Here is an 11,324-nt window from a genome sequence, read left to right on the forward strand (position 1 = left end):
TAAATAGCTTTAACTACATCAGTATTTACAGGATGAGGTAGTTTATCTTTTTTACTTTCAAATTGTTCTAAAAATATTAGCTGTAAAGCTTAAAAACGACTCTTTTTACTAATGAAGTTGTCTATTGAGAACTTACCACTTCCTGTTACAAAAAGGAGTAAATAAAATAATAGATATAAAATCCCCATTTCTTTAGCATTGATTGGGTCTGCGCCATGAATAACAAATACAGCAACTAACATTGTTATTATTAAAGGTATCGAAGCTAATCTTGTGCCTAATCCTATTGCAATAAGAAATGAACATATAACTTCGGCAAAGACAACAAGACCTAAAGAGAGCGTGCTCCCTACTCCTAGAGGATCAGGAAATTGAATTTCGCCTCCTGCTAAAAGTTTATTTAACTTTAGTAAACCATGAAAAATCATCAATGTTGCAATTGATAATCGGATTATAAGAATGATAAAATCTACGTTATTTTCGCTTCTTTTTACTTGAAATAATCTATTCATAATAGTACTTTTATTTTAAAATAATTTGGGTTTTATGTTGCTTTTTAGAGCGTAGAAAAGCTATTTTTTATTAATGAATTCTTTTACCAATTGGTACGCTTCTTCTTTGGCAGTATCTAAATCGTAATTTTTGATAATCTTGTCAAATTGAGGAGCAGTTGCTAATTCTACAGATGCTTTTGCAATACGCATATTGATTTTGTCTTCACTCTCGGTAGAACGTTTTTTTAAACGAATTTTTAGTTCATCTATACTTGGAGGTTTTACAAAAACCGCAAGAGTTTCTTCTGGAAATTTATGTTTAATACGTAATCCTCCAGAAACATCAATATCAAAAATTACATTTTTCCCTAATGCCCAAATACGTTCGATTTCACTTTTTAAAGTTCCGTAAAAATTATCACGGTAAACTTCTTCCCATTCTAGGAAATCTTCGGCTTTAATGTGTTTTTTAAACTCTTCTAAGGAAATAAAATAATAATCAGTTCCATGAACTTCTTCTCCGCGAGGTTCGCGGGAAGCTGCCGAAATAGAAAATTCTAAGTTTAAATCTTCTTTACTTAATAAATGTCTAACGATGGTTGTTTTTCCTGAACCGGAAGGTGCTGAGAATACGATTAATTTCCCTTTTTTCATTACTTATGCTTTTGGCTTTAAGCGTTATGCTTTAAGCTTATATTTATTATATCTTTTCTGGTTTTTAGTTTTTACAAAACATTCAAAACCTGCTCTTTAATTTTTTCTAATTCATCTTTCATCATCACGACCAATTTTTGCATTTGAGCATGATTTGATTTTGATCCCATGGTATTAATTTCACGACCCATTTCCTGAGTGATAAAACCTAACTTTCTACCATTGGCTTCAGTGCCGTTAATAGTCTCTAAGAAATAATCAAGGTGATTGGTTAAACGTACTTTTTCTTCAGTTATATCTAGTTTTTCAAGATAATAGATAAGCTCTTGTTCAAAACGATTTTCATCAACATTTACTTTGAGTTCCGAAATTGCAGTTTGTAAACGATCTTTGATTGCTTGAACACGTTCTGGATCCAGTGCTAGGGCATCTGTCATATGCTGACGGATATTAGTTATTCTTAACTGGAATTCTTTTTCAAGAGATTCACCTTCATCTTTTCTGAAGGTTAAGATGTTTTGTAATGCTTCTTCAATTACAGTTTGAATTTGCTCCCAATCATTTTCGTCAATTTCATCGCGTTCCGTTTTTAATGTGTCAGGCATACGAATAGCCATTTTCATCAATTCAGTTTCATCTGCTTCAGGATAAACTTCTTTTAATTGGCTGATATAAATTCTCACGATAGGAACATTTACTTTCGTAGATGTTTGTTCAGAAGTACTTTCGATAAAAATAGAAAAATCGACTTTACCTCTTTCTAGTTTCAATGCAATCTGATTGCGTAAACCCAACTCCATTTCTCTGTAAAGTGAAGGCATTCTAACATTGAGGTCTAGGCCTTTACTGTTTAACGATTTTACTTCTACAGTAATTTTTTTTGTTGGTAATTGCAAAGAAGCTTTGCCGAACCCTGTCATGGATTGTATCATATAATTGGATATAAAGGGGCAAAGATAATGAAATATTTGCTGTAATGCTGTTGAAGGTTATTTGGTTAAAACCTTCATTACCTGTAAGATGTTTTGTTGCGAGTTGCCAATGTATATTTTTTCATCAATAATAAAGACAGGACGACTCAAAAAAGTATAATGTTCTAGTATGTATTTTTTGAAATCGGCTTCAGTCAATGATTTGTTTTTTAAATCCATTGATTTATACAATTGTGCTTTTTTGCTAAACAGGGCTTCGTAGCTGCCAGAAAGACGGTACATTTCTTCAAGTTCAGTTTCAGTAATTGGATTTTGCTTGATGTCATGAAATACCAAATCTATATCTTTAGGTAGTCCTTTTATTATTTTGCGACAAGTATCGCAAGAGGCGAGGTAGTATATTTTATTCATAGTGTCGAAATTTTGAGTACAAAGAAAACCCTTTTAATATTCAAAATGTTTATTTTTATAAAAAAACAAAATCATGAATCAAACATTTGAAACAATCAGAGTCAGTAGAAAATTGACATCACAATTCTTAGAGAATTATTCATTAGAGCAATTAAACAAAATTCCAGAGGGTTTTAATAATAATATAATTTGGAATATTGCACATGTTATTGTTACGCAGCAACTTTTAGTATATAAATTGTCGGGATTGCCAATGATGGTTTCAGATGAGTTAGTAGATAAATATAGAAAAGGGACTAAGCCCGATGGTGCTATATCGCAAACAGAACTTGATGAAATTAAATCATTGCTCTTTGAAACTATAAATCAAACAGAAGCAGATTATAATGCTAAAGTGTTTAAGTCATACAATGAATTAACGACAAGTCTTGGTTTTACTCTTAACGATATCGAAGATGCGTTACCTTTTAATAACTATCATGAAGCGCTTCACGTTGGAATTATGATGAGTATTCAGAAATTTATTTAATTTTTTCTATTGTTTCAATCGTTACTTTCATTGCGCCAGCACCTTTGTTTTTGGTTATGTCCATAAATGCACGTTTAGATAAATCTATTTCACGTGTTTTTACAAATGGACCTCTGTCAGTGATTTCTACGATTACAAATTTTCCGTTGGCCTCGTTTGTAACTTTTACTTTAGTACCAAACGGAAGCTTTTTGTGAGCAGCAGTATATTTATTGTTGTTGAAACGGCTTCCGTTTGCAGTTTTTCGACCATTAAAACGGTCTGAGTAATAAGAAGCGTGAGCAGATTTTTTGTAAATTTTTAATTTGGAATTTTTATCTATTGTTATAGAGTCTTTTTCTGTATTAGTAGGAGAGGCAACAGTTTTATTTTTTGGGTTTTTTAAAGTATCCTGAATTACTTTAAGGTTTACTGGTTTGGTTTGACTGTTTATATATGAAAAACCACAGCTTAAAAAAGTAATGATTAGGATAGAAAGTATGATAGTTGTTTTATTACTCATAAATTTTATTTTTAAGATGGATATACTTACACAAATAATATGCCGAAATTAAAAAAAGCCCTGTAATTAGGGCTTTGTTTGTGTTTTTAGAACCATAAATTCCATGGTAATCTACTTAAAATCAGTAGTAATCCTAAACCGTAAAAAATTGAAAATGTTTTGAATTTAGATTCACTTGTGATCAAGTTTTTATGTTTTGACCAGCCAACAGTTATCAAAATGATAGCTATAATATTAATTAATGGGTGTTCTAATGAAGTAAGTCTAAGTTCTGCGTTTGACATTTGTCCGAAAGCTGCTTTACCAAGAGGAGAAACAAAATAAAGAAACAATCCGATTAATAATTGGGTATGAGTCGCAATCAGGGCAAAAAGACCAATCTTACGATCAGTAGATGTAAAATCTTTTTTTGAAACAAAACCAATAATGGCATTTATAACAGCAACTAATAAAAGGATTAAGACAATATAAGCCCATCCAGAGTGAAATTTTTGTATGAAATCGTACATAGAACTAAGTTTTTTAAACAAATATAAACAAAATTATGGCATAAAAAAACGGCATTAAGCTAAAAGCCAATGCCGTTTTTGATAATTATTTTGATTCTAAATATTAGAAATTATAACTTAATGTAAAGTTCCAAGTTCTTCCGAAACCAAAGAATACTTGGTTGCTTGTTGCAACACCATTATATGTTCTTCCAGCTGAAGCATAAGTAGCTCCATCTTTTCCATTAATGAAATCGTCAGCAAAAGTATTTGTTCTAGATTCAGCAATGTAAATTTTGTCTAAAACGTTGTTTACGTTTAATCTAAAGTTCATTGATTTGTCTTTATCTCTACCTAAAAGCATTTTGTATGAGAAACCTGCATCCATTATTCCGTAAGAAGGTAATTCTAAAGCTCCTTTGTTGTTTGGAGAAGTAAAATCTACTGGGCTTAATCCTGCGTACAATTTGTCATTAAAATTGTAGTTTGCATCTAATGTTACTCTTGTTAGTACTTCGTAAGATGCACCTAAAGAAGCTGTTATTTGTGCGGCATCACCAACTTTTACTTTGTCCATGTAAACTGTAGTCCCTGTGAACTCTGGAATTGGAGTATTGTCTGCTTGTAAATAAGCATTTACAGTTGCATTTCCTTTGTATTCCCAAATTCCGTAAGAGAACATTGCATTAACTTTTAATTTTTCAGTCAAATTTGAACTTCCTTCAAATTCAATTCCTGAGTGAACTTCATTAAGACCTACGTATTCTGTATAAGTAGTATTTGAAGGGTATTGAACACTAGTTGGAAGAGCTTTACCTTTTAAGTATCTATCGTTCCAAGTTGTGTTGTAAACGTTTACAGTAGCATTGAAGAAACGAGAGCGGAATCCGTATCCAGCTTCAAAGCCAATGATTTTTTCGTTAGTAAGGTTAGGGTTTACTGTAGATTTGTTATTTGGGTAAACAGCGTTAAAAAACGGTTGTTTTGAGTAGTAACCTGCATTTACATACACATTGCTTTTTTCGTTGATGTTGTAGTTAGCTCCACCTTTTACGTTACCACCTATTATGTTTTTGTAATCTGTAGAAGCTAATTTAGGATCTACAGCAGGATTGTATAAGAAGTTGTCTTCTCTTTTGTATCCTTGTTGAGAGATTGCTCCCTGAACAAATGCAGTTAAGTTATCTTTAGAATACTCAAGTTGAGTAAAAGCTCCATACCATCTTACATTTCCAGTACTGTTGAATGAGATTTTTTCGTAGTCTACTTTTTTGAAAACATTCCATTGAACGTCTGTAGAGTACTCAGTTGTAAGGTGTCTACCTCCTGGTTGTAAGCTTTTGATTGATGTATCGTAAAATTCACCTCCACCTAGTAGGTCAGTTAATACAGTATAGTGGTATCCTTTGTAAGTTCTAGCATCAACTCCAAAATCTAAAGTTAATGTGTTGCTTAATTTTTTGTTCAAATTAATTACAGCACCAAACCAGTCATGTGAGTTGATAGATGCAGTTTGTGAGATTCCTGAAGTTCCTGAACTTGCAGCAGCAGGAGTGTTTGCACTTGATCCAGAAGAAAACGTGTTTTGGTAAACTTTACTACCATCAGGAAGTGTAACTTGAGCTCTAGTTTGAGGTCCAGTAAAGCCATCGATGAAAACTGGTTTTCCAGAGTTGTAAGCTACAATTTTATCGTAATCTACTAATCCATTAGCAGTTCTGAATGCTGTTGCATCACTGTAAACTTTTCCTCTAATACCACCTGAAGCACTTGCTCCAGCTCCACGACCCATTGAAGCATAAAATACACTAGAAAGTTTTGTAGTTTCGTTTATTTTGTAATCCCAGTTGATAGAAGCAATTGGTTTGTGGTAGTAATTTTTTTTAATATTGTACGTTTCTCCATCTAAATATCCTGCATCTGCATTATATCTTGTATTTGGATTGTCAACAGAACCGTATTTTTGGTAAGTTTCAATTGATATGTTTGAAGATCTCTGGTTGTGCCATTGTGGTGCACCAGTTAGAGTAAATTGGAAATCATGTTTGTTGTCTTTTGTAGAATATCCTAAAGCTACATAATAATTTGTACCTTCAAATTCTGTTCCTTTTACATATCCGTCTCCACGAGTTTGAGCCAATAAAATAGAAGCAGAAAGACCATTGTCTAATTTTCCAGTATTGTAAGAACCTTGTAATTTTAAATAATTTGCATTACCAAATCCTGAAGAAAATGATCCACCTTCTTTCATGTCAGAAGATTTAGTTACAATGTTTATTGTACCTCCTACAGAAGATACAGCAAGTTTAGATGAACCTAAACCTCTTTGTACTTGCATCGCTGAAGTTACATCTGCAAGTCCAGCCCAGTTACTCCAGTAAACAGTTCCACCTTCCATGTCGTTAATTGGCATACCGTTTACCATTACAGCAATGTTCTTTTGGTCAAATCCACGAATGTTAATTCTTGAATCACCATATCCACCACCACCTTTTGTAGTGTAAACTGAAGGTGTATTTCTTAAGATTTCAGGAAATTCCTGAGTTCCTAATTTTGCTTGAATTTCTGAAGCTTTTATAGTAGAAACAGCAACAGGAGTTTTTCTGTCCTTAGCAATATCAACTATAGAACTTTTTACAACAATCTCATCTAATTGGTTAGAGTTTGAAGTTAAAATGATAGTACCTAAATTAACAGTTCCTCCTTTAGAAACAGAAAATTTAACGGTTTTTGAATCGTAACCTAAGTAAGAAATAACTACTTCTCCAGATGCTACTGAAGTTGTAATAGTAAATTTACCATCAAAATCGCTAGAACCAGCATCTGTTGATCCTTTAACAACAGCATTAGCTCCTGGTAAAGAATTTGAACCATCAGTAATAGTACCAGTGATTTTTCCTTGAGAAAATACGGTTGAAACTATCATGAACAATAGTCCTGTGAGTAACCAATTTTTCATTGTCTTCATTTGTTATTTAGTTAATTGTTTTTGGCAAAATTATAACAAATTAATCGGATTATGTTATCAAAACGTTAAGAAAATTATGTTTTGCGTAATCTCTTGAGTATTAAAGCAGTTTTATTGATTTATAATAAGAAAATTAATGTTTTTTTGAATTTTTGACCTGATTATTTGTTAAAATGCTAATGTGATGAGGCCGGAAATTGAGAGCTGGTGTTAAATTTAGATGAACAGAATATACTGAGGGTTAGTATTATAAGAAAAAGCTTATTGATTACATATGAATCAATAAGCTTTTGTGTATTGTGTGCTATAATGTTTCTAGTGTTTACTTATTTTTCAAGAAATGATTTAATAAAAAAGAAGTAGAGCTATCGTGATTCTTCACTGTTTTTGTATTGATTTCATCAAGTATAGAATTAGCTAATTGCTTTCCTAATTCTACTCCCCATTGATCAAAACTGAATATATTCCATATAACTCCTTGAACAAATATTTTGTGTTCATACAAGGCAATTAATGAGCCTAAAGATTTTGGAGTTAGTTTTTGGATCAATATTGTATTTGTGGGTTTGTTACCTGTAAATACTTTAAAAGGTAATAAAAAAGCTGCTTTGTCTGCTGGAATGCCTTGTTTGTCAAATTCGGCTTGAACTTGTGCTTCGGTTTTTCCGTGTAATAAAGCTTCAGTTTGTGCAAAGAAGTTTGACATCAATTTATCATGATGGTCTTCATTGCCGTATAATGGTTTTATGTATCCAATAAAATCTGTTGGAATTATTTTTGTTCCTTGGTGTATCAATTGGAAAAAAGCATGTTGCGAGTTTGTCCCTGGCTCTCCCCAAATGATAGTTCCAGTTTGGTAGTTCACTGGTTTTCCATCACGACCAACACTTTTTCCGTTACTTTCCATTGTTGCTTGCTGCAAATAAGGAGCCAATTTTTGTAAATATTGTGTGTAAGGAATTAAAGCTTCACTTTCGGCTCCGAAAAAATTATTGTACCAAACACTCAATAGGGCTAGTACAACTGGGATATTTTGATCAAATTCAGCCGATTTGAAATGTTCGTCCATTTCATAAGCGCCATTTAATAATTCATCGTAATTATCAAATCCAACAGCTAAGCTAATACTTAAGCCAACTGCGCTCCATAGAGAAAAACGTCCTCCAACCCAATCCCACATTGGAAAAATGTTATCAGGATTAATTCCGAATTCGGTAACTTTTTCAATATTAGTTGATACAGCAACAAAATGTTTAGCAATATCTTCCTGATTAGCCGATTTTAAGAACCACTCTTTTATCGTTTCAGAATTGGTTAGCGTTTCTTGAGTAGTAAATGTTTTAGAAACAATTACAAATAATGTTGTCTCAGGGTTTAGTTTTTTGATAATCTCATTAACGTGATCGCCATCTACATTTGAAACAAAATGTGTTGTTAAATGGTTTTTGTAAAACTGTAAAGCTTCAACAGCCATCACAGGGCCTAAATCAGATCCACCAATACCAATATTTACAATATCAGTAAAAGCTTTTCCTGTGTAACCTTTTCTTTCTCCAGAAATTACTTCGTGGCTAAATTTTTTGATTTTGTTTTTTACTTCGTAAACTTCAGGAATCACATTTTGTCCATCTGCTTTTATTACTGCCGATTCTTTGGCACGTAAAGCAGTATGTAAAACAGCTCTGTTTTCGGTTTTATTAATGATTTCTCCACTAAAATATTGAGAGATAGCATCTTTTAATCCAATTGAATTTGCTAATTCTAATAAAAGAGAGATAGTATTCTGACTGATGTTATTTTTAGAATAATCTAATAAAAAGTCATTCCATTGTAAGTTGAATTTTTCAACACGAGTATCATCTTGTTGAAATAATTCTTGTATCGTAGTTTCGCGAATTGCGTTATAGTGGTTTTGTAGATTTTTCCACGCTTCAGTCCCAGTTGGGTTTGTTGTGTTTAAAGCCATTTTTTTGTTTGAATTGAAAATTTGGTTATTAAACAACAAAAATACTGAAATTAGTTTTTAATAGAGTAGCGCTTCACAATTATATAACAATTAGTTACGAAAACGATTTATATGTTTGTTAGTCTTGAATTCTTGCCGTTATTATGATAGCACCAGCATTTTCTTTTTCATTATATATTATGCGACTACTATTCTTGTTTAAAAATTCTAAATTTAAAATATCAGATTTTTTAAGAGGTAATAATATAGTATCTTGTTTTTTGTTGTATTCGAAAGGGACTCCATTTATTACAATTAAAGGAGATTTATCAATTTTATTTTCTTTAAATGCATGGTTGATTGATCCTGAAATAAAATACTTATTTACCTCTATGTCATTTAAAATAAAAGTATGTGGATTAGAACAGCCTAATATTACTATAGACGAAAGTACTAACAAAATTTGTTTCATTAATTAATTTATGGTTTCGTAAAATGTTGTTTTTTAAGTAAAAGCTTTTACCAAATTTTCCACCAAGGCTTCTTGTTAACTTCAATTGTTTTCTTGTCCATATTGATTTCTATTCTTTTTGGTGATTCCATTTTAATTTTAGAATCATCAAAAAACATTTCACCATTATCATTCATTCCGATTGGAGATTTTGTTCTTTCTTTCCAGTTTTTAGTTTGTAGTTCTGGAATTAACAGGCTGTTTTTTTTGTTAATGAACTTATCTCGTGCTTTTTCGGTGATTTCTTCTTCCAGATTTGAAGATGAATTTTTAAAGAGTGTTAGTGAATTGTCAGGAATATTTAAAAGGAAAATTTGAGTTTTGTCTTCGGTTGTCTGAATGTCTAATACTTTAAAATAAGAAATAGAATCTAATAGAAAGTGCCCGATTTTTGCAGAATCGGGATTGAATATTGATAAGTCTTTTGCGTGAGCGCTTGCTATTAGATATCTGAAATTTCCTGAAATCCCTCCGCCTAAAGAACTCATATCCGTAAACCCTTTTTCCTGAATTATTTGACCAACTTTATAGTTTGAAATTAAGTAGTCGGGCAACTCAGTGTCTCTGTAAAATAGTTTTAAACCTGAAAAAGTTTCATTGTAAATAGATTTAAGACGAGAATTTTTCATTGTTTCCTATTTTTAAATGATGGACTTTAATAAAAACTATAAATTCCCAATGCTATCTAGTTCTCTCTTTAGAGGTTCTATTTGGTTCAGGAAACGTTCTCTATTTCTGCCAGTCAACGATTCTCCTGTCGGTAGGTTTAGTTTTAAAGCATCTACTTGTACGCCGTTTTTCCAGAAGCGATAACAAACATGAGGTCCAGTTGCTAAACCAGTACTTCCTACTAGTCCAATAGTCTGGCCTTGTGTAACACGCTGCCCACGTTTTACCAATATTCGGGACATATGTAGATATTGGGTAGAGTAAGTGCCGTTGTGTTTTACTTTAACAAAATTTCCATTCCCAGCAGTATAACCTGTAGTTTCTACAATTCCGGCAGCCGTTGTAGATATTGGAGTTCCTGTAGGAGCTGCATAATCGGTTCCTTTGTGTGCTTTCCAAGTATGTTGTACAGGATGAAACCTATTGCTAGTAAATCTAGATGTGATTCGGCTGAATTTTATTGGTGTTTTTAGGAAGAGGTTTTTAAGTGTTTTTCCTTGATCATCGTAATATTCTATTTTTCCAGATGTAGTGTCTTGTTCAAAGGGGAAGGCGTAAACGATTTTTCCTTTGTATTCAAAGAAAGCGGCTTCTAGTTCTTCTACACCATCATAAATAGAATCATTAATGAAGCGTTCTTTAAAAATTAAGGCATAGCGGTCTCCTTTTTTTAATTTAAAGAAGTCAATAGACCAAGCAAATATTTTAGTAATTCGGCTTGCAAGTGCAGCTTCGACACTTTCGTTTCCTAAAGTTTCTGATAAAGAGCTTTTTAATACCCCGCCTATTATTTTTCGTTTAAGAGTAACGGGTTTTATTTTTCTGTATGCTTTTGCAATGCTATCTCGTAAATCAATTACATAATAAGTTAGTGCATCGGGTTGGTATATAAAAACTTGTAGATCGTTTGTTTTATTCTTTGATCTAAGTAGTGTGTATGGTTTGTGGTATCGAATGTTTCTAACGTTAAACGAGTCTTTAATTTGTTCTACAATAGTATAGACTTGTTTGTTGCCAATGTTTTGTCCTTGTAGTATAGTTCCAAAGGTTTGACCTTTTTCTATAGTGTCGTTAACTACATTGTAGTCAGCATAATTAAATCCAAATTCAATTTTTGGTGGTTTTGGTTTGGTAATTTTAGTTTCAATTTTATCCGTTGTTTTATTACATGATATTATTAAAAATAATAGTATTATAATTGCTGATACTTGTTTCAAACTC

General features: G+C 32.1%; 12 protein-coding genes. 1 reads left to right on the plus strand and 11 read right to left on the minus strand.

Translation table 11 applies throughout. The features are described 5' to 3' along the window. Window positions 1-89: 89 nt before the first annotated feature. From OIU80_RS06950 to OIU80_RS06965, 4 genes are all read right to left on the minus strand, one after another. Window positions 90-512: a DoxX family protein gene (locus tag OIU80_RS06950; RefSeq protein ID WP_264286314.1), complete on the minus strand. Its 423-nt coding sequence runs from the start codon at window positions 510-512 to the stop codon at window positions 90-92. Window positions 513-572: 60 nt separating this feature from the next. After that, window positions 573-1,148: a guanylate kinase gene (gene gmk, locus OIU80_RS06955; RefSeq protein WP_264286315.1), complete on the minus strand. Its 576-nt coding sequence runs from the start codon at window positions 1,146-1,148 to the stop codon at window positions 573-575. Between the two features lie 71 nt (window positions 1,149-1,219). Then, window positions 1,220-2,080, minus strand: coding sequence for a YicC/YloC family endoribonuclease (locus OIU80_RS06960; protein ID WP_264286316.1), 861 nt, complete (start codon window positions 2,078-2,080; stop codon window positions 1,220-1,222). A gap of 57 nt (window positions 2,081-2,137) precedes the next feature. Continuing rightward, the gene (locus tag OIU80_RS06965; RefSeq protein WP_264286317.1) at window positions 2,138-2,491 is read right to left on the minus strand and encodes an arsenate reductase family protein; all 354 of its coding nucleotides are present in this window, start codon (window positions 2,489-2,491) and stop codon (window positions 2,138-2,140) included. Between the two features lie 73 nt (window positions 2,492-2,564). Here OIU80_RS06965 and OIU80_RS06970 point away from each other — a divergent pair, with 73 nt between their 5' ends. Continuing rightward, a complete protein-coding gene (locus OIU80_RS06970; protein WP_264286318.1) occupies window positions 2,565-3,020 on the plus strand; it encodes a DinB family protein in 456 nt (151 codons plus the stop codon). Here OIU80_RS06970 and OIU80_RS06975 read toward each other — a convergent pair. The 7 genes from OIU80_RS06975 to OIU80_RS07005 all read right to left on the minus strand — a co-directional run bounded on the left by OIU80_RS06975 (window position 3,013) and on the right by OIU80_RS07005 (window position 11,320). Beyond that, window positions 3,013-3,522: a septal ring lytic transglycosylase RlpA family protein gene (locus tag OIU80_RS06975; protein ID WP_264286319.1), complete on the minus strand. Its 510-nt coding sequence runs from the start codon at window positions 3,520-3,522 to the stop codon at window positions 3,013-3,015. The two genes, OIU80_RS06970 and OIU80_RS06975, sit on opposite strands and share 8 nt — an antisense overlap. A gap of 86 nt (window positions 3,523-3,608) precedes the next feature. Further along, window positions 3,609-4,031, minus strand: coding sequence for a hypothetical protein (locus tag OIU80_RS06980; RefSeq protein WP_264286320.1), 423 nt, complete (start codon window positions 4,029-4,031; stop codon window positions 3,609-3,611). A 103-nt stretch (window positions 4,032-4,134) separates the two neighbouring features. Next, window positions 4,135-6,978, minus strand: a complete 2,844-nt coding sequence (locus OIU80_RS06985) for a TonB-dependent receptor (RefSeq protein WP_264286321.1) — start codon at window positions 6,976-6,978, stop codon at window positions 4,135-4,137. 322 nt (window positions 6,979-7,300) lie between these two features. After that, a complete protein-coding gene (gene pgi / locus OIU80_RS06990) occupies window positions 7,301-8,944 on the minus strand; it encodes a glucose-6-phosphate isomerase (RefSeq protein ID WP_264286322.1) in 1,644 nt (547 codons plus the stop codon). A gap of 118 nt (window positions 8,945-9,062) precedes the next feature. Further along, window positions 9,063-9,395 carry a hypothetical protein gene (locus OIU80_RS06995; protein ID WP_264286323.1) on the minus strand — a complete coding sequence of 111 codons (333 nt, stop codon included), beginning with the start codon at window positions 9,393-9,395 and terminating at the stop codon, window positions 9,063-9,065. Window positions 9,396-9,442: 47 nt separating this feature from the next. Beyond that, the gene (locus OIU80_RS07000; RefSeq protein ID WP_264286324.1) at window positions 9,443-10,063 is read right to left on the minus strand and encodes a hypothetical protein; all 621 of its coding nucleotides are present in this window, start codon (window positions 10,061-10,063) and stop codon (window positions 9,443-9,445) included. A gap of 36 nt (window positions 10,064-10,099) precedes the next feature. Then, a complete protein-coding gene (locus OIU80_RS07005) occupies window positions 10,100-11,320 on the minus strand; it encodes a M23 family metallopeptidase (RefSeq protein ID WP_264286325.1) in 1,221 nt (406 codons plus the stop codon). Between the last annotated feature and the right edge of the window lie 4 nt (window positions 11,321-11,324).

Source organism: Flavobacterium frigoritolerans, assembly GCF_025847275.1.
In the GTDB taxonomy this organism is placed as follows: Bacteria; Bacteroidota; Bacteroidia; order Flavobacteriales; family Flavobacteriaceae; genus Flavobacterium; species Flavobacterium frigoritolerans.

Coding starts and splice junctions, on each gene's coding strand:
- OIU80_RS06950 (WP_264286314.1), bottom strand. CDS start 512: ATGAATAGATTATTTCAAGTAAAAAGAAGCGAAAATAACGTAGATTTT.
- gmk (WP_264286315.1), bottom strand. CDS start 1,148: ATGAAAAAAGGGAAATTAATCGTATTCTCAGCACCTTCCGGTTCAGGA.
- OIU80_RS06960 (WP_264286316.1), bottom strand. CDS start 2,080: ATGATACAATCCATGACAGGGTTCGGCAAAGCTTCTTTGCAATTACCA.
- OIU80_RS06965 (WP_264286317.1), bottom strand. CDS start 2,491: ATGAATAAAATATACTACCTCGCCTCTTGCGATACTTGTCGCAAAATA.
- OIU80_RS06970 (WP_264286318.1), top strand. CDS start 2,565: ATGAATCAAACATTTGAAACAATCAGAGTCAGTAGAAAATTGACATCA.
- OIU80_RS06975 (WP_264286319.1), bottom strand. CDS start 3,522: ATGAGTAATAAAACAACTATCATACTTTCTATCCTAATCATTACTTTT.
- OIU80_RS06980 (WP_264286320.1), bottom strand. CDS start 4,031: ATGTACGATTTCATACAAAAATTTCACTCTGGATGGGCTTATATTGTC.
- OIU80_RS06985 (WP_264286321.1), bottom strand. CDS start 6,978: ATGAAGACAATGAAAAATTGGTTACTCACAGGACTATTGTTCATGATA.
- pgi (WP_264286322.1), bottom strand. CDS start 8,944: ATGGCTTTAAACACAACAAACCCAACTGGGACTGAAGCGTGGAAAAAT.
- OIU80_RS06995 (WP_264286323.1), bottom strand. CDS start 9,395: ATGAAACAAATTTTGTTAGTACTTTCGTCTATAGTAATATTAGGCTGT.
- OIU80_RS07000 (WP_264286324.1), bottom strand. CDS start 10,063: ATGAAAAATTCTCGTCTTAAATCTATTTACAATGAAACTTTTTCAGGT.